Source organism: Acinetobacter lwoffii (assembly GCF_029024105.1).
Lineage (GTDB): Bacteria > Pseudomonadota > Gammaproteobacteria > Pseudomonadales > Moraxellaceae > Acinetobacter > Acinetobacter lwoffii.
In genome coordinates, this window is the sequence record NZ_CP118963.1 from 135,220 (window position 1) to 154,195 (window position 18,976).

Below are 18,976 nucleotides of genomic sequence, written 5' to 3' on the forward strand. Positions count from 1 at the left end.
TTGTAAAAGTCACCTATTTTTTTATACTGATTTTCATGAGAAACAATAACAATATATGGTTTAATATAATGAGTATTAATCAGTATGAAAATATTTTATATTCAATTCAGTAAATGAATATTATGCTCAATCCTATTTTGGATCATCTGGAGAGTCTCTGTTTGAATTTGTCCAGGTAATAGGTCATGAGCGATATTACTGAATCGGATTGCAACCTTACAAATCGAGCCAATAATTTCATCGACCTCTTGGGCAGAAAGTTCCGCTTCCTGAGTACCAAGTTTTACAAGAGCTTGTCGAGGAATATCCAGTGCCTCACCCATGATATCCATTTGATGATATCCACCTGGCCCTTCAAAGAAAGTAACATCATAGGCAGGGGAGAGTTTCCATTGCCCATTTTGGGACATCAGAAATGAAAAGTTTTTGCAATGATCATCTCGATTATTGAAGACTACATTGAAAACAGCTCGCTTGAATGCAATTGCTTTTTCGCGAACATCATTGGTGCAAAAGTGTGTAGCGCGAAGAAAATTACTGTAGTCTAAACTCCCTGGTGATTTAAAATCAGCTCCGGTGACGGCCGCTAAACTTTGCATAGGGATACGCATGCCATCGTGGCGGTCAAATCTCTTTGATGCAAATGCGGTTAATCCATTCGGAAGAGTAAAATATTGAGTGTCAGGGGTATCAATATGACAATAACGCAAGCATTCTGCATAAACAGCTTCAATTGCACAAACTTCAGGATGCTCTTGCTGAGCGGGAAATTTGATCAGCCAAGCTTCATGTTGATGTGAGCTAACTGTTGAGAATTCGTTGGTGACAGGATCACGATAGATGAGTGCTTTTGGTCTTGTACCTTATTCAGAATATCATTTCCACCACTTGCGTAACGTTGGTCTAGAAATGCCACATCTCCGACAAACTAGGCCAGCATTATTGGTCTCTTCAAATAATTTAACCCATACGAGTCTTTGTTGAATTTCTCTGTTCATAGACACCCATTATATTGAAATGATATCTATGAATCACACACTTTATATAATTATGGATAGTCTCATCTGTCTGTAAATGATTATTTACCTGATTTTAAAAATAATAAAGGTTTTAGGTTTTCTATCCACCAATTCAAGCAAGCCTACCTGTAGTTACAAAAATCAATCCTACGGATCGCTTTTTGGTATGCAACAGGGCTTGTCAGGGGCGACCCCTGAACCCCAAACATCACTTATCAAATTGCGATTAAAAAGGTTAAGTTACTTCGGATTTTTAAATCTTATTTATATTAAAATTTCAGTCTTGAAATATAAGAATTCATTGATTTTCAAGGGCATGTGTGTATAATTTTATATTCATGGATTAAGTAAAAAATCAATAAATTTTAGGATGTTAAATTGAGTCATTTGATTGTTGGAAATTTAAATTTAGAGACAAAAATTTTATTATTATTAATGATAAAAATTTTACAAAAAATTGATGATAATGAGTATTTGATTCACGGAAATTTTAATAATGTAAGCTTGAAAAATAAGATTTTTGAGTTTAAAAATGAATACCTTAAAATAGATAAATCGGAAATGGTATTGGCAGTTGTTGGTACCATGAAAGCAGGAAAATCTACAACGATCAATGCAATTGTAGGTTCTGAGATATTACCGAATCGTAATGCACCGATGACTGCAATTCCGACATTAATCCGTCATACACCAACTCAAAAAATCCCGCGATTATTATTTTCTGAAAAAGCTGGATTACCACTCAATAAATTAATTAGTGAATTAAAAAAAGCTATTTTAAATAAAAAAAATGCTCATGTACTTGATGATTTAAAGTCAGATAAAGACTTATATGTGACCGTTGAAAAAATTCAGCAAGGGCTGAAAATTCAAACTGAGGCTTTAGGAGAGAAAGAGATTTTTTCTTTCTTGGTTTATTTGAATGATCTTGTCCGTATTTCACCTATATTTGGTTTAACATTCCCATTTGATCAATATCAAGATATTGATCAACTTCCTGTAATCGAAATTGAATTTTCTCGTCTTCAAGATGCAGGAAATACAGAAGGGAAGCTTATTCTTCTAGATACCCCAGGACCAAATGAAGCCGGTCAAGCACATTTACGTCCAATGTTGCAAGAACAGTTGAAAAGAGCATCTGCTGTTTTAGCTGTGATGGATTATACGCAGCTCAAGTCAGAAGCTGATGAACAAGTCCGTGATGACTTAAAGAGCATTGCTGGAACTGTGAAAGATAGGATGTATGCTTTGGTCAATAAGTTTGACAACTGTGACCGTAATGGAATGCAAGCAGATGAAGTCAAAACCTTTGTTGAGGGTTTAACAGACGGTTTAATTAAAGAGGATAGAGTTTATCCAATTGCTGCGAAGTTAGGGTATCTTGCAAATCGTGCACGGCATGAACGAGACAAGAATGGCTTATTGCCTGAAATAACGGATGATACAGCTTGGGTTGAGGATTTCTATCAAGAGGCAGGATTACGCAGAGAGGCATCAAGAACACCAGAGCATATAGCAGAAAGCATTGATGACTTGTGGGGAGTTTCTAATTTAAGTAAGCCGTTAAAAGATATTATTGAGAGTTCATATGACAATGCTGCATTTTTAGCTTTAGAAGCAGCAGTCGATAAGCTAGATCCAAACAATAATGAACTAAAATCTATTTTTGAATTTCTAGAACTAATCTCAAAAATTTCAGTAAATACTGACTTACAGGTAGTATTTAATTCCCTAGATAGTTTGACTAAAGAAATTAATAAAGAAATGAGTTGTTCTAAAAAAATATCACGGCTATATGGTGAAGAGAAAAAAAGTAAGAAAAATAAAATTAATAAAATCATGAGTGATATTAGACAACTGCATGATCAAGTTTTTTCTAAATTAGATTCAATTATATTATTTGCAGAGCAGTATCCATTAGATATTTATATAGATAAAAGAAGCTTAGATATATATATAAGTGATTCTGAGAAAATTATAAAAAAAGTCAGCAGCATATTGGTTAACGATACACATTCTTATGATGGTGTTAGGCAAAAAATGGTGGCCGAGCTAAAAGATATGCATCAAAATTTAAAATGGATACACGAACATAATTCTAAAAATATTCTTTCTATGAATATTGAATCTCAACTGATTGAGGACTTTTCATATTGGCAAGTATCCTTTAAAAAATTGCAACAGCAAGTACGATTATATAGTTCTGAGTAACTTCAGAATCTTGTTTATACTTTAAATAAATCAGCAGGATAAATTAAATGTCTTTAGATATAAAAACGTTAAGAGATGAAGCTCAGGCATTATTACAAGTTGAACATGCATTTTTGAATAAAATGCTAGATCAGCAACTTTTATCAGAGTCTGATGGTAAAAAGCACAATCAATATGATAAAGCGACTATAGATAAGGACTCTGTTCAAATGGAAATTGCTGTCCTACGTGGTGAAGAATTTAAACTTTCAAACTTAGAAATGGTATTGGCGGTTGTTGGTACTATGAAAGCAGGGAAGTCCACAACGATTAATGCAATTGTAGGTTCTGAGATATTACCGAATCGTAATGCCCCAATGACTGCAATTCCAACATTAATTCGTCATACGCCAACTCAAAAAATCCCACGATTATTATTTTCTGAAAAAGCGGGCTTACCACTCAATAAATTAATTAATGAACTAAAAAAAGCGATTTCGAATAAAAAGAATGCTCCTATTCTTGAGGATTTAAAGTCAGATAAAGACTTATATGTGACCGTTGAAAAGATTCAACAAGGTTTGAAAATACAAACAGAGGCTTTGGGTGAGAAAGAAATTTTCTCTTTCTTGGTTTGTTTAAATGACCTTGTCCGTATTGCACCTAAATTTGATTTAACATTCCCATTTGATGAATATCAAAATATTGATCAGTTACCAGTAATTGAAATTGAGTTTTCTCATCTTCAAGGTGCGGGAGATACAGAAGGAAAGCTAATTCTTCTAGATACACCAGGACCCAATGAAGCAGGTCAGGCACACTTACGCCCGATGTTACAAGAACAATTAAAAAGAGCCTCTGCTGTCCTTGCGGTGATGGATTATACGCAACTCAAATCTGAGGCCGATGCTCAAGTTCGTGAAGATTTACAGAGTATTGCAGGAACTGTTAAAGATAGGATTTATGCTTTGGTCAACAAATTTGATAATTGTGACCGAAATGGTATGCAAGCAGATGAGGTTAAAACCTTTGTTGATGGTTTGACAGAAGGTTTGATTAAAGAAGATCGTGTTTATCCAATCGCGGCTAAATGGGGTTATCTTGCAAATCGTGCACGACATGAAAGAGATCAGGACGGTTTATTACCTGAAATAACCGATGAAACAGCTTGGGTTAATGATTTCTATCAAGAAGCGGGATTACGTAGAGAGTCATTAAGAACGCCAGAGCGTATTGCAGACAGTATTGATGACTTGTGGGCAGATTCTAAGTTAAGTCAGCCATTGAAAGATATCATTGCAAGTTCATATGATAATGCAGCAATTTTAGCTTTAGAGGCTGCAGTTGATAAGTTAGAGGAGTGCTCTGATAAAATTCATACTGTTTTGGGGGTAAAAGAGCAGTCAATGCAAAAGTCAGCAGCAGAATTGAAAGCATTGATTTCTAATTTAACGGAAAATATCAAAAATATTGATAAAACAGAAGTCGTAGCAGAAAGTTCAATTCGTCAACATCAAAAAAACTTTTCACAAAAAATTCTGAATATTATTAAAGAACAATTTAAGCAGGTTGAACAAGAACTAGAGCAAAAACTGTTTGCAGCTAATGAGAAATCAAAGAAAGCACAAGAAAAAAATACTTTAGTTTCATCTAGTGCAAGTCTATCAAGATTATCCAAATTGCTTGGTGTAGTACGTAAGACTTATTCAGATCTGCAATATGATCCGAAAAATCCTAAGATCAATTTTGGAGATGATAAGCAGGGGGCATTAGAGTTTTTAGAAAGTATTCAAAATGTATTACAGACGTCACATAACCTGACTAACCAGAATATTGAACAGGAGCTCGATAAGCTATTGGTTGTTTTTGAGGATGAATTTAAAAACAATATTCTTCAAAATGCACAAAAAAATATGTTGCAAATTAACAAAACATTAAGTCAAAGTGGCTTTGATGATATTCAAATTAAGTTGCCAAGCCGTAAGAATTTAGATTTAAAACTTACAAGTGCTCGATTAATGCAAGATGCTTTATTGGAAGAGCAGTATGAGGAAAAAAGAACAAGAGTTGTAGATAGTAAATGGGGGCGATTTAAAAATTGGTTAAATAGTGATTGGGGGCAAGAAGAATATACAGTTAAAGTGCAAGAATATAAAGTAGATATGAATAAAATTAAAACACAGGTGAGAAAAGATTTAGAGGATAGTCAAAAGCTTTTAAATCAATCTATTCAAAAAAATATTGAGTTGCCTCTAATTCAAACTACCGAGCAATTTTTTATTGAATTTAAACGTAAAATTTCAGGTCTTAAAAAAGACATTGAGAATAGTTTAAATGATAAAGAAAATTCTCATCAAAATGATCAATTGTTGCTAGAAATTATACAATTTATGCTTCAAGAAAATTTAAATTTTAATCAGAGAATTACAGTTTTGAAGTCTGCATTAAATAAAGAAATCAAGTCAGCAGCTTAATATAGAAATAATGAATAAGACATTATGTCTTATTCATTCTAAGGAAATAAAAATGCAATCTGAATTATCAGAAATAATGCCATGTATCGCAGACAAATTTGTTATTGAAATTGCAAATAGCATACATGTATCACAAGATCATATTAGAGTGCAGTCTACTAGGTTGAATAAGATGTCTCGTTTAGTAGATTCATTCACTGGAGCATCTGCAATACGGCAAAATCAAGTCAATGAAAATTTAGCACAAGGCCTAGAAGGAGCTTTTGAATGGCTCAATACCTTAATGAGTGAGTTAAATGTGGGATTTTCAGCACTTAAAATACTCAATCAGAAAATGACGGAAGTGCAAAATTCAGTGACTGATTTGGCAAAATTTAGTTTGCACACACAGGAGTTATTAGAGCAATTAAATGAAAAGGTTAATCATCATATATTCGATCTTGATCAACGTTTATCTCTAGTTGAAGCGGAATCTAGGGCGCATAGACAAATCAATTTATTATTTAAGCAATGGCAAGCAAATCATTTTCAAATATTATCCCCATTACAGAAATTATACACTGTATTAGAACGCTTATATTGGGGAGATTTTGGTGAGTACTATAGAAACTATCATAGCCACCCTAAAGCAATAAAAGCAGTAGAAGATATTAAACAAACTATTTATTTTGAAGCAATAAAATGCTTGCAAAGTGATATGCAGATAGAAGTAGATGAATATTTACATCCTTCACAATGGCTTAAAAGAACAACATCATTAAGCGTATCAATTAAAGAAAGTTATGCATTTATGGGTGACTGGACTAAAGATGAACAGATGCCAATTAGCTATTATGCTTCCCAACAACCAGAGCAGTTATCTATCTATGTGCCACGTATTTTAACTGCTGAAAAATTATCTCAATATGCGTTAAATGAAATGTTTGGAATCAGAAAATGACAAAAATATTGAAAACAGGGCTTGTACTTTCAGGGGGCGGTGCAAAAGGTGCGTACCATGTTGGGGTTGTTAAGGCTTTAGCCGAATATAGAATAGAAGTAGATATTATTTCTGGTGCAAGCATAGGGGCACTTAATGGTGCTTTATTGGCAACAAGTTCTTCAATGCAAGAAGGTTATGAACGATTAAATGAAATTTGGCAGTCATTAATTCAGCAATCGCCAATTAAGCCACAAGTGAAAAATCTCCCCATACCATACTATTTGATACTTTTAGCAAGCTTTGGATTGCGATTGAATGCTGTGCCCTTGATGGTTGTTCAAAAGTTACTTGCTCATTATCGCATTGGTCCTGATATTTTTAAGCAAGATCCTAGTTTCTTAGATAATTCACCACTGACAACTTTAATTAATAAGTATTTAGATTGGCAATCTTTACAGCGAGGCAAACAGTTATACGTATCAGTATATAAAAGTAATGGTGGTATGTCCGATTTAATTGAATGTTTAGCCGCGATGCTTTCTTTGAAGGATACAGCACCATCTGATTTTTTGTGCTTACAACAACTGCAAGAGTATGAATGGAAAAATGCATTAATGGCATCTGCTGCTTTACCAATGTTGTATGAGAGTCAAAAAATAGGAGGAGAAACGTATACTGATGGTGGACAGGGAGGATGGAAAACGGTTCAAGGCAATACGCCTATTACACCATTAATTAATGCTGGATGTAATTTGGTACTTGTAAGTCACTTATCGGATGGTTCTTTTTGGAACAGGACGGTTTTTAATGAAACTACAGTAATAGAATTACGTCCTAGAAAATTAGTTGAAAGGGAGGGTATTCGAGACTTGTTGGCATTTAATGCACATAGCATTAACGATTGGATTGAACAAGGTTATACGGATACGGTCGCTTCTATTTCACGAATTAAAGATGCATTAAATAACCGTAATGAATTGAAAAAAAATATGTTTGAGCAAAAAAATGAAGAACAAAAGATGTTGGATAGTTCAAATAAGATGCAGGAAATGATGGATAAAATCAGAATGAAGTTGTAATAAAAAATAACCATAGGAAATGAGGTTTTACAGATGTTTCCATGTGCTAGTGTTTTTAGAATTTAGCTATATAAGTGTTTGATTTAATTGATTGTTTGTGGTTTCTAGTGGGGTAAAATTTTTAGCAATTTAGATCATTTAAGGGTATTTTGGTCACTTCATATTGGAAATTTTAGTCTATAAAAGTCACCTGTATTTTGGTGCTAATTTTCATGAGAAACAACAACATTATATAATTTAATATAATGATTCTTGATCCTCATGAAAATTTTTTATATTCAATTCAATAAATGAATATTATGCTCAATCCTATTTTGGATCATCTGGAGAGTCTCTGTTTGAATTTGTCCAGGTAATAGGTCATGAGCGATATTACTGAATCGGATTGCAACCTTACAAATCGAGCCAATAATTTCATCGACCTCTTGGGCAGAAAGTTCCGCTTCCTGAGTACCAAGTTTTACAAGAGCTTGTCGAGGAATATCCAGTGCCTCACCCATGATATCCATTTGATGATATCCACCTGGCCCTTCAAAGAAAGTAACATCATAGGCAGGGGAGAGTTTCCATTGCCCATTTTGGGACATCAGAAATGAAAAGTTTTTGCAATGATCATCTCGATTATTGAAGACTACATTGAAAACAGCTCGCTTGAATGCAATTGCTTTTTCGCGAACATCATTGGTGCAAAAGTGTGTAGCGCGAAGAAAATTACTGTAGTCTAAACTCCCTGGTGATTTAAAATCAGCTCCGGTGACGGCCGCTAAACTTTGCATAGGGATACGCATGCCATCGTGGCGGTCAAATCTCCTTGATGCAAATGCGGTTAATCCATTCGGAAGAGTAAAATATTGAGTGTCAGGGGTATCAATATGACAATAACGCAAGCATTCTGCATAAACAGCTTCAATTGCACAAACTTCAGGATGCTCTTGCTGAGCGGGAAATTTGATCAGCCAAGCTTCATGTTGATGTGAGCTAACTGTTGAGAATTCGTTGGTGACAGGATCACGATAGACGAGTGCTTTTGGCCTTGCACCTTGTGGCGATCCACCCATAATTAATAAATGCTGTAAAAATTCTGCACCTTCTCCTTTGAGAAATTCCTGGACTTCTTGAGCGAGTTTAATCAGTGGAATATTTTCAGTTAATGCTAACTCAGGTGCTGAAGATTCAAAGGATAATGCCCCCATCGCATGTGTATTAATATACGTGAGTCGTTCTAATGGCCCAATCCGTGCTGGATTGAATCCATCTTTTTAAATAAGCGATCCATAAGAAGCATGCCCCAACCATCGGGTAGGGCATCATATATAGGACCTGGCAATCCCATTTGATGTGCAGGAAAGTTCTTTCTTAATGGTCACGTTTTAACGGAAGTAGGTAAGAGGAAAGTTCTAAACCTTTACTGATCGCTTCTGCACTGTATTCAAAGGCGATTAATGGTCGACCTGTGATTGCGGTTGAGGAGACCAGTGTACCCCAAAGCCAATATTCACCCCATCCATTGTAGTAAACATTAAGTTTTTTGAGCATGGATTTATTTCCTTTTGATACGTTGGCGAGCCGTATTGCTCTCATAGCGGAGAATGTCATCTACACTGTTTAAATCTGGTTTGAAGAGTTCCTCTAATTCTTTTAATCTGCCCAATACCATGGCAACGCATACTAAATTTTCAAATGAAACATTTCGACCAGCTTCCAGATTAGATACTGTATTCACGCTAACACCAGCACGTGTAGCGACGTCTGACTGAGTCATTTCCAGATAAAGTCGTTCTTTGCGAAGCCTCTCATATAATAATCCAACAACTTCTTCAGGTTTTCTGAATCTTAAATCCATAATATTGGGTCTTATGTTTGGATATGGCTATTAAGCCACAAAATAATGGAATTATAAAATGTGTCGGTTGATCGGTGAAAAGGTGCTTTATTGGGTGATTAGATCCTATTAGATTAAAGAAGTCTAATTAGACATTTACAATCTAATAGCGTCTAACAACTTGCTTTAAGCTCAATCAGTTTCGCGTGGTGTCGCGAGGAACTGGGATTTGCTATCAGGTCAATCTGGAATATCTGGCACAAGTGGTCTGGAGCAACGAGGTTGATGGGCAGGGCTTTGCCTTTTCTGATACCTTATTCGGTACCGATTCACAATTTATTCATCATATTCTGAAAATATTTCTTCAATTTCATCCCACTGCGGCAATTTATGCTTTTTTTTATTCACTTCGAATTGTAAACCAACACCATCAAGCACACGTTCAAATATGTCAAATGAACCTGTAAAATGGCCATTTTCCATCTCTGAAATTGTTGTTTTATTGACTTGAGTTTTTTCTGCAAGGCTTTTCTGTGTATAGCCTAACCCTTTTCTTGCCAAACGTATTTCTTTACCTATTTCACCTCGTGTAGCCATTTTTTCTCCCGAAATTTGTTAGCTATATAGCAAACTTTTAACTAATTATGGTTAATGTTCGCTATATAGCAAACTTTTATAATGATTCTTGAATAGCTAAATTGAACTTATAAGATTCAATTTAGCCTCGAATTAGGTTAATAGAATCCATATATGTATGACAGTTCTCAATAATGAGGCAGTTGTATACCTCTTGAGAAGAGGAACTTCTTATACCTTGAATTTGAATTATTAGACAAAATTATGACTTTTAATTTTCTGTGTAATGAAGCTTTGTATTTCTTAATATTTACCCTGAAGCCGAAGTCCTTCGACTACGTTTAATACAGTAGCTAATCCATGAGTAGTCTGAATCTGTTTTATCGGAATGCCTTTGGTTAGCTTATTTGGTGACTTCATAAAATGCTGCATCCATTTAGCCTCTCCACCTGTTAGAGCATCTAGTGATATCGCAATACGAATTAAAATAATTGCGAGTTCTCCCTGACTTGAATCGGGATCTAACTCAAGCGAATTTAAAGTTTCCACTGAATCTAAATTGATAACGATAGCAAGCTGGTCCTGTGTCAAACCAAGTTGTTTTGCAGATGATAAAACAGCTTTAGTTAATACCTTTTTTTGTTTTGCAATTTTTTCTGATGTTTTATGCATGACTGATCTCAGTTTCAGACGTTGCTGATACCTAGAGTTTATACTATTTGATTATCGTTTCTCAGAGTTCAAATTTTTATTACAAACAGCTTAAAGACGAGAAACGATCATTAGATACATCAGTAGTTTGAATACCCCAAGTGCTTTTGCATCTTTATACTTGAAAGAGAACTTGATTCGCTCTTCATCCTCATTCAGGCTGAAATTTTCTATCCGTAATGCTAAATCCTGTAATGTGTTTTTGAGCTGTTCCTTACTCCGTTGGGAAAGCTCAAGATGAAGATATTTTTTAGGAAATAAACTGCTGATAAAAGACATAAACTTTTTCAGTTGGCGTTTTTCATTCAGTTCAAAAATGAACTGGGCTGAATTGGGCTGAACTTTTTCAAGATAAATTGAATAGATCGTATTGAGCTGTTTTTCATATTGATGATGTACTGTTGTGAAGCGTTCCTGAACCTTATGAATGATCTGTTTTTCTTCCTGATTGGTGGGCAACATGGTGACCAGTGCATCAGGAGATTTTCTTAAAAAGTCTGTAGTAAATAGGCGGGAAGATTTTTTTTGGTTTACACAGGAGGTTTTCAAATGCTGGGCTCTAGCACGTAATTTTTGCGCGATTTGCAAAGGAATAGTTTCAGGTAACATAAGGTCTTGTTCTTTTTCAACTACAAGAATGTGATGCAATAGTTCAAAATTCATTTCGGAATCATGTGCTCCCAGTACGAGTGGATCAGTGGAACGCTGGTGCCCTGGTTGATATTGATGATCATGTTGCTTGTAACGGTCTTTAGTGAGTTGATCAAATAAGAACGACCTGATTGCACGTTGTTGAACAGGGTATTTAACAGCAGCATCATGTTTTAGAATATTAAAATAGGCTTCTTTAGGAAGCGGGCTTTGTATTTGATTGAGCTGATAACTGATTGCCAGATGCATTAAATGCAGATAGCTAGAACAGGTTGTTTCAGGTGTCAGATGCCCGGCAAAATGAGAAAGGGCGTACCAGATCTGTTGAGTATTTCTGTTTCGTTGCAAGGCATAACGGATGCGGAGTTGCTCATTTGGCGTATAGTCTGTAAATGCATCAGCAAGCGGTGAGTGTTTTAAAATCAGATAAAGATGATTAAATGCTGAATGACGCAGGCTGTGATAAGTAAAATTGTGCTCACCGAAAAATGACTGGATCAATTGTTTCAATAGGGAATTCACTTCATTTTCATGAGTTTCTTCTAAGGACTGTTTTAAAAACAGCGGTTGTGTAACTGATTTTCCCTGTTCTTTTAGCAGACGTTTTCTATTCTGACTATATGTTTTAAATGTATGTAATTCGTCGGCTTTAAGTAGATGATGCAGGGGAATCTTGCGGTAAGCTGAGTAGCTTTTTTGATTTTTATTGCGATTGTTGCGAATGGTGAGTATCACAGCATCTTCACTAATAAATAGATCACGTACGAAGATATTCAATGTTTCATTGATCCGTAGTCCGACTCTGAACCCCAGAATAAAAATCAGTTTAAATATATTTTTATCCTGAATCGAAATATCTTGAGTATTTTCGAGCTGCTCTAGCATGTGGTAAAAAATATGGGGCGAGATCAATGCGGTTCTGCAGATTTTTACTTGGATTAAACTATCCAGATCCACAGTGGGCGCGTTAAAAAATAATGTCTGTTTGTGATGAAACTCCTGTAGACGTTTTTGTAAAGTCTCTCTAGTTGTTTCTTTCTTTAATAAAAGCATTTCTCCATACATATCTTCAAAATCGGCATTTGAAAATGATGAAATGTCTTTGTCTTGCGTTGCCATCAGCCAATCGATGGCAAACTGTGAAAACATGGTATTTAGAGAGCTTTGCTTAATTGACTGAAAATCTGCACGTATAAGCTTGCGCTCAAATCGTTTCTGTTGTTGGATAATTTGATTTAAGCAGTTTAATTGAGTCTCTGTTAATTTTGAACGTAGGATGGTCCACAGCAACAAACGCTCTAAGGCAGGAGACAGTTCTCTGGAATATAACCCTATGAGTTGATCTTTATAGTTTTTTGCACGAATGGCTTGACGTATTTCTACAAGAGTTTCTGCTATATCTGATGCGATATTGACTCTAGAGTGGTTCTGATGGTTTTCACAAGTATTCTCAACTTTAATGTTATTGGTGTGCTTTTGTTCAAACTGAACAAAATAAGCTTCTAATTGTTTTTCGAGAGGACTGGAACTGTAAATTTCATTTTTTAGGATACAAATGGACATTTGATCCAGTCCGCTGTTTTTCAGGAACTGTGTATAGTAAAAACCGTATTTTAACAGGTCTTTACAACGTACCTTTTCCTCAGGGAAGCATTCAATAATACAAGCGTTAATCAGATGTTCTGCATCTTCAATATCCGAAAATAAATCAAACTTTTGATGTTTAAGTCTGTAGATCCAGCATTTCACAATGTCGTGTAGCACAAACGTTTTTGTATAGCTGACTGAAAAATCAGGGTCAATTATACGCTGATTACCGAAATTCCGGTTCGGGATTTCGAGTGTTACCATATGATTTAGGTTTAAAAAACTTTGAAATTTCTTTGTTTTTAAAATGATTTTTAAAAAAAATTGCAATTCGGCATGGTTATAAATGCCATTAAATAATATTGAACTGATCAAACAAAAGCCAAGAGATTGAGTGGGACTGAAGTCATTATGTTTTGTCAAGTAAGCAATCATATTTTTGGCAAATTGAGTAACTTTTTTACCATGTTTTAAGGTTTCAATATTTTGTAGTGGCAGAGATCTTTCGTACCTTACGGGAGCGGCAGGCACTGGATAGTAGTGATTCGATGAAAGATTAAAGCGCTTGATATATTTAGCAAATTCTATACGTGCCATCTGATAGCTACGGATGTTTGACTTACAGTGTTCTAAAAGCTGATTATCAACTTGACGACAAATTTCCGAATAGTTCTCAGGCGTCAGCTCTATACATTTCTCACTAAACAAGTTCAGAAGAAATGCTTTGTTTTTTCTATGCTTTTTTATTCTTTTGAGGGAGTGTGGGTGTTTACTCATTCAATCAGGAACCCGTTAAATGTAGACATACTTTTAAGTTCTAATATTTCGACAAGCTTGTCTTGTGCTACTCGAATATGATCGTAATCAGTTGCCTGAAAACCCGAATAACGATCAAACAGTCCCTGCATTGCTTCGTCATGACCAAAGATGTCTTTAACTATATCTTCATTGCAGTATTGTGCAAAAAAATAACGAGAAAAGTGGCGGGTCCAATTGCGCTGAAGGGCTATTTCTGTACAGAATTTTTGAATATCAGAAAGTTCTAAATTTCGGATATCTCCTTGTGGATCGTAAAATAATAGAAAGGGGCGTTCACCCTCGAAGACCTCATGGATTGTTTGTACTTGTTCATTGGACAGATAGGCTTTTGTGAGGTAGAGAAAGTGTTTTAAATATTTTAGGTAATGCTGTATTTCATCACGAAGATAATCGTTAAACGGTAGATATCGTCCAATGGTGCCCGAATAACGCTGCTCTTTATCTGCAACAGCCATCAATTGATTGTCGAGGTCAATATAATCTAGATTTGGCGGGAAGGACTCACTTGGTCGTGCTGAAGTTATCAGCATGCAAATATGCCAAAGCCAGATTGAATAATACTTCAGTGTTTTGAAAGGATTTGGATTACCTCGAACTTGTTCATCAAGCTGTTTAAATAAAGATTTAACCAGTGGCAGATCTGGTGTTTGCTGACTACCGAAAGTAATAGGAGATTTAAATTCTTCGATATAACTGCTGTTGAGCTGCGGGCAAACTAGATAAAGTGTTTGGCTATAAATATCGAGAATATCTATGATCTGTGTTGAAGAGTAATGGCATGGAATATAGTGCTGAACGCTTACGCCGCTAAGTAACTTACTTTCCAATTCATAACCTAGCTCATTCAATGTAATGTCACTGAGTAAACGTGGGAGATTTTGTTGAGTTAGCTGGAAAGTCAGCTCTTTATTGATGCTACGTAAATGCTCTTGTACCTTTGAATCAATTTTTGCATGATCCCACTTTTTTAGTTGAAAAATATTTTTAAAGTAAACTTGAGGCAAGGGAATTGTAAAAGAGTTTATGGTATTCAGCATATGTTCTTTCAAAACAAAATCTTTGAATTTAGAGATTTCAAAGCTTTGTTTGAAGAAACACGAGTCAGGCTTCAGTAAAACCTTTTTATTTTTTGCAGTGATTCGTGAGTTTTTTTGGAAAACTGGCAGATCTTTATAATAAGTAAGGCTGAGTACTGAAAATAGAAGTAAAGCATGAATGGGAGAACTTTCTGCTTCTTCAAATAAAACTTGCATAACGTGCCGTGCAGTAGGTAAATCGAAAACCCGAGGATTTGGCTTGTTCATTAGCTCATTCTTGTTTTGATGCAGAATTTTACTTTTCAGATTTACGATTTGAGCAGTGACAGAATGTTGCTCTAATCCATTAAATTCAAAGTTATGATCTTCAACTGTTTCAATGATTTTATCTTCGCGTGATTGTTTAGCTGTACCCTGTTCAAACTTGGTCTGATACGTTTGCTCATCATCAAGAGTAGTTCTTGATGTCTTGTAAATATCTGTTTGGGGAGATTCTTGTTGGATGCCTGGATTACTTTGACGGTGTCTTTTTTGACGTTCTGATTGAGTATAGGTATACGTATAAATAACGCGGATTTCTGCCAATTGGCCTATTTCGGTTTTCTTTAAACTCTCTTTGGATTTGTCAAATAATTTTCTATTCTCAGTTTCAGCTTCTTTTAGAAATTCAACAAGATCGTCTAATTCGATCGGAAGAGACGGTAAAAAATTGTAAAGCCAATGGTATTCCTGCTTTGTACTGGCTAAACGAAAACGTCTACAAAGATTAGCTACAGTAGCTGCATGTTCTTTGCTATCAAGTAATTCAATGCATTGAGTATTGAAAATGGCCCATTTCAGTGCATTTGATTGATATGCTGATGGAGTGTTGATCAGCGCCAGGAGATAATGAGCTAATGGATACTTACTAATCGATAGATCAGTAGGATGCTGATTCATAATTTTAATTAGTTTAACGACTTCAGTTGGTCGGATGAAATCATTGAGCTTAAAGAAGTCCTGATCATTTTCCAGTTTTGCTTCCGCCAGTGCTTGATAGAAGTCTCGAAATGGTTCAAGCTTTAATTCTTGAGTATCTTCTAAATAACGATATTCATTCATGATTAAATTCCCGCCAGAATTTTTTCTAATGACAGTGGGTCGGCATAATTTGAAATAGAACTCACTGGACTTTTGGATTTAGACAGTCCTGATAATTCTCGTAGATAATTGATAGTTAAAACTTCCTGACCGAAAACTTCCTGAAGATGTGCAGCTAAGTATTGTTCATTTAGCCAATTCGAAATGACGTCTAAGCCATGAATGGAGTGGTGTAATCCGGAACACAGTAAGGCCTTTACTTCGCTTAAAGCCTGGATGGTGAATTCGTAGGAATTATTTTTTTCATAAGCTCTGAACTTAAATTCATTTTTATTCTTGTTGTAAAAATAGGCATAGATCCAACTGAAATGACTACTAAAAAAATAGTGATCAGCTTTGTCTGTTGTCAGAAGAGGGATTTCGATATTCTGTTTAAAAGTTAAATTCAAGTGATAGTTTTGCTGTTTCTGATTAAGCTGAAAAAATAGAGCAATCCAGATTTGGTAGGCATGCATACATTTTGGATAACACATTAATTGTAAGTTTTTTGAAGATACACGATGACTTTCAATAGCTTTTTTTTTATAGACATATGCTGATGTCTCCCCATATTTATGCCAAGTGGCTGAAAAATAAGCTATAATATTCACGTATTTTTTATAGGAGAGTCAAGGGTTGTGCACCCTATATTGTGTTATTAAATTGTAAATTTCACTATATATAGTGTTTTTAATCTTTTTAGGGCTTTGTTGCACAAACCTATCTGTAAAGGCTTTTTCAGCGATATAATTTTCAAATGAAGAAGCCTACACACAAAATCTACCGCACAACCAATTGGCCCGCATATAACCGAGCACTCATGAGTCGCGGAAATATTGCCATTTGGTTTGATCCTGCTACGCAATGGTATGCGCCATCAAAAGGCAAACAAGGGCGAAATCAAATCTACTCCGACGCAGCTATCCAATGCTGCTTAATGATTAAATCCTTATTCCGTCTGTCTTTACGTATGGTTACTGGCTTTGTGCAAAGTCTGATTAAACTTTGCGGATGAGCAGCCCCGAATATCAGTGATATTCTTACACCACGCTTTGTAGAGGACAAAAGCATATTGATATTGTAATCAGCTACCAAAAAAGTAGCGATGGGCTGCATCTACTCGTAGACTCTACAGGCATGAAGTTTCTAGGTGAGGGCGAATGGAAACGCAAGAAACATGGAGCTGAATATCGTCGCCAATGGCGTAAACTACATATTGGTATAGATGCCAAAACCCTACAAATACGCGCTATTCAGCTCACAACCAATAATGTCAGTGATTCACAGGTGCTTGGTGATTTACTTAATCAGATTCCACAAGATGAGCAGATTGACTCTGTTTATACCGATGGAGCTTATGACACCAAGCAATGCCGTCAGGTCATTGCAGATCGGCAAGCACATGCGGTGATTCCACCTAGAAAAAATGCGAAACCATGGAAAGATACAAAGAGTAGCTCGCTAGAGCGAAATGAATTACTTCGAGCAATTAAACGTTTAGGCAGGACACTATGGAAAAAATGGTCAGGCTATCATCGGCGAAGTTTGGTTGAAACCAAGATGCATTGCATCAAATTATTAGGCGATAAATTAATGGCAAGAAGCTTTCCTAGTCAAGTGAATGAGATCCATGCACGTGTAGCAGTCCTTAACAGATTTACGGAATTAGGTCGACCACTTACCCAAGTTACGCCTTAAATTTGGCTCAATTAGGGGCGCTTTGCATTTCAAATCTTTGTGCAACAAAGCCGCTTCTACTCCAAAAATCTGACAGTCATGCCTTTGCGAACAATTTTAGATAAATTATTTGCGTCCCAATTGGTCAATCGAATACACCCATGCGAAGCTGTTTTAGAAATTAAAGCGGGGTTGGGTGTCCCATGAATTCCAAAAGAAGGTCGAGATAAACCAATCCAAATATTTCCAACTGGATTATTCGGTCCGGGCGGTAAACTAAGAGGTTTAAGATTTTTGCCTTGAATAAAATTCTTAGGGTTATAGCTGTAGTGTGGATTTGGCACAATGCTCCCAATCACATGAGTGCCAGATGGTGAGGGATTATCTTCACTACCAATGGTTGCAGGAAAAGAAGCAATCATCTTATTTTGTTGATCAAGCAAATATAATTGTTTTGAGCCTTTGTGCGCGATAATCATTTTTATATTTTTTGGCAACGTGTTTTTCACATTTGCCACAATAATCTTTTCACCAACTTTATTAAAAGTTGCACCTGAATTTATTTTTTGTAAAAACAATTCATCCATATGAAACTTTTCACCGAGCATCTCAGTCACACGGGTGTAATACAAACCTCGCATCTTTGATTGTTCAGCATAATCTACAGGAATAGATTGAGCATAAGGCCCCTTCAAGTCTTGTGCAGTAATCGTGTATTCAATAAATGTTGGTTGGGTTGTATCTTCATTTAAAAGATGCCAAGTATTTGCGTCTAAGATTCCATCACCACTTAGACCCTTCATAATTTGAAAAGCTGAAATCGCTTTAACAGTATTTAAGCCCAATGAACCATCAATCGCCCCTGAGGATGAATAGTGGCGACTCAACAGGACTTGTAACTTTGCGTAAACAGGAAGATAGCCTTTTTCAAGATTGTCTGACCATTCAGCTTTATTTAGATTATCTAAAGACCATGTGCTGGGTTGATTTAACAATGCCAAATTGTTCTGATCATTAGTTGAAATACTAAGTAGACTGTGCGGTTCTCGTGCGTTTGCATAAGTTGAAAAAATACAGATATTACTCAAGCAAATAATTAAGAAACGACTCAACATAGTAGCTAATCCCAAGGTAAAACGATTTATCAAAATGACAATACCAATAGTTTAAATAAAGTTAAATAAATGCGCCTTTGTAACAATTTTAGTTAAAAAAATGCCAACTTAAGAAGGTAAATGTATATGGACTGTAACACTAATATTGTATATTAATTAACTAAACTAGGATAATTTC

The 18,976-nt window shown here is 35.5% G+C and carries 11 protein-coding genes and 5 pseudogenes; 6 read left to right on the forward strand and 10 right to left on the reverse strand.

Translation table 11 applies throughout. From position 1 onward, the window contains the following. Positions 1-101: 101 nt before the first annotated feature. Positions 102-863 (reverse strand): annotated as a pseudogene (locus PYW33_RS00580) (type II toxin-antitoxin system HipA family toxin); the annotation flags it as partial. Between the two features lie 15 nt (positions 864-878). Further along, positions 879-998: pseudogene (locus tag PYW33_RS00585) on the reverse strand (helix-turn-helix domain-containing protein); the annotation flags it as partial. 399 nt (positions 999-1,397) lie between these two features. Between PYW33_RS00585 and PYW33_RS00590 the strand changes: the two are divergent. From PYW33_RS00590 to PYW33_RS00605, 4 genes are read left to right on the forward strand one after another with little or no spacing between them, the layout of a single operon-like run. Continuing rightward, a complete protein-coding gene (locus PYW33_RS00590; RefSeq protein ID WP_004647611.1) occupies positions 1,398-3,230 on the forward strand; it encodes a dynamin family protein in 1,833 nt (610 codons plus the stop codon). Positions 3,231-3,277: 47 nt separating this feature from the next. Further along, positions 3,278-5,683, forward strand: a complete 2,406-nt coding sequence (locus tag PYW33_RS00595; protein ID WP_004647610.1) for a dynamin family protein — start codon at positions 3,278-3,280, stop codon at positions 5,681-5,683. A 52-nt stretch (positions 5,684-5,735) separates the two neighbouring features. Then, complete coding sequence (locus PYW33_RS00600; protein ID WP_004647609.1) at positions 5,736-6,623, forward strand: diguanylate cyclase regulator RdcB family protein; 888 nt, start codon at positions 5,736-5,738, stop codon at positions 6,621-6,623. Beyond that, the gene (locus PYW33_RS00605) at positions 6,620-7,684 is read left to right on the forward strand and encodes a patatin-like phospholipase family protein (RefSeq protein WP_004647608.1); all 1,065 of its coding nucleotides are present in this window, start codon (positions 6,620-6,622) and stop codon (positions 7,682-7,684) included. The genes PYW33_RS00600 and PYW33_RS00605 overlap by 4 nt, the downstream gene beginning before the upstream one ends. Positions 7,685-7,962: 278 nt before the next feature. Here the strand turns inward: PYW33_RS00605 and PYW33_RS00610 are convergent. Further along, a pseudogene (locus PYW33_RS00610) lies at positions 7,963-9,220 on the reverse strand (type II toxin-antitoxin system HipA family toxin). A 4-nt stretch (positions 9,221-9,224) separates the two neighbouring features. Continuing rightward, positions 9,225-9,527: a helix-turn-helix transcriptional regulator gene (locus tag PYW33_RS00615; RefSeq protein ID WP_004647604.1), complete on the reverse strand. Its 303-nt coding sequence runs from the start codon at positions 9,525-9,527 to the stop codon at positions 9,225-9,227. Positions 9,528-9,700: 173 nt separating this feature from the next. On the opposite strand from PYW33_RS00615, the pseudogene PYW33_RS16925 reads away from it, so the two are divergent. Continuing rightward, positions 9,701-9,838, forward strand: a pseudogene (locus PYW33_RS16925) (hypothetical protein); the annotation flags it as partial. A 4-nt stretch (positions 9,839-9,842) separates the two neighbouring features. Here PYW33_RS16925 and PYW33_RS00620 read toward each other — a convergent pair. From PYW33_RS00620 to PYW33_RS00640, 5 genes are all read right to left on the reverse strand, one after another. Further along, positions 9,843-10,103 (reverse strand): helix-turn-helix domain-containing protein, encoded by a 261-nt coding sequence (locus PYW33_RS00620; RefSeq protein WP_004647603.1) that lies wholly within the window; start codon positions 10,101-10,103, stop codon positions 9,843-9,845. 282 nt (positions 10,104-10,385) lie between these two features. Continuing rightward, positions 10,386-10,754, reverse strand: coding sequence for an antitoxin Xre/MbcA/ParS toxin-binding domain-containing protein (locus tag PYW33_RS00625; RefSeq protein WP_004647602.1), 369 nt, complete (start codon positions 10,752-10,754; stop codon positions 10,386-10,388). A 90-nt stretch (positions 10,755-10,844) separates the two neighbouring features. Continuing rightward, a complete protein-coding gene (locus tag PYW33_RS00630) occupies positions 10,845-13,808 on the reverse strand; it encodes a tyrosine-type recombinase/integrase (RefSeq protein WP_004647600.1) in 2,964 nt (987 codons plus the stop codon). Continuing rightward, positions 13,805-15,988: a hypothetical protein gene (locus PYW33_RS00635; RefSeq protein ID WP_004647599.1), complete on the reverse strand. Its 2,184-nt coding sequence runs from the start codon at positions 15,986-15,988 to the stop codon at positions 13,805-13,807. Before PYW33_RS00635 ends, PYW33_RS00630 begins: the two co-directional genes overlap by 4 nt. 2 nt (positions 15,989-15,990) lie before the next feature. Further along, a complete protein-coding gene (locus PYW33_RS00640) occupies positions 15,991-16,617 on the reverse strand; it encodes a hypothetical protein (protein ID WP_004647598.1) in 627 nt (208 codons plus the stop codon). A 146-nt stretch (positions 16,618-16,763) separates the two neighbouring features. Here PYW33_RS00640 and PYW33_RS00645 point away from each other — a divergent pair. Then, positions 16,764-17,704, forward strand: a pseudogene (locus tag PYW33_RS00645) (IS5 family transposase). 56 nt (positions 17,705-17,760) lie between these two features. On the opposite strand, the gene PYW33_RS00650 reads toward PYW33_RS00645, so the two are convergent. Next, complete coding sequence (locus PYW33_RS00650; protein ID WP_004647595.1) at positions 17,761-18,798, reverse strand: L,D-transpeptidase family protein; 1,038 nt, start codon at positions 18,796-18,798, stop codon at positions 17,761-17,763. Positions 18,799-18,976 lie beyond the last annotated feature (178 nt).

Coding starts and splice junctions, on each gene's coding strand:
- PYW33_RS00620 (WP_004647603.1), bottom strand. CDS start 10,103: ATGGCTACACGAGGTGAAATAGGTAAAGAAATACGTTTGGCAAGAAAA.
- PYW33_RS00615 (WP_004647604.1), bottom strand. CDS start 9,527: ATGGATTTAAGATTCAGAAAACCTGAAGAAGTTGTTGGATTATTATAT.
- PYW33_RS00600 (WP_004647609.1), top strand. CDS start 5,736: ATGCAATCTGAATTATCAGAAATAATGCCATGTATCGCAGACAAATTT.
- PYW33_RS00635 (WP_004647599.1), bottom strand. CDS start 15,988: ATGAATGAATATCGTTATTTAGAAGATACTCAAGAATTAAAGCTTGAA.
- PYW33_RS00650 (WP_004647595.1), bottom strand. CDS start 18,798: ATGTTGAGTCGTTTCTTAATTATTTGCTTGAGTAATATCTGTATTTTT.
- PYW33_RS00630 (WP_004647600.1), bottom strand. CDS start 13,808: ATGAGTAAACACCCACACTCCCTCAAAAGAATAAAAAAGCATAGAAAA.
- PYW33_RS00605 (WP_004647608.1), top strand. CDS start 6,620: ATGACAAAAATATTGAAAACAGGGCTTGTACTTTCAGGGGGCGGTGCA.
- PYW33_RS00595 (WP_004647610.1), top strand. CDS start 3,278: ATGTCTTTAGATATAAAAACGTTAAGAGATGAAGCTCAGGCATTATTA.
- PYW33_RS00625 (WP_004647602.1), bottom strand. CDS start 10,754: ATGCATAAAACATCAGAAAAAATTGCAAAACAAAAAAAGGTATTAACT.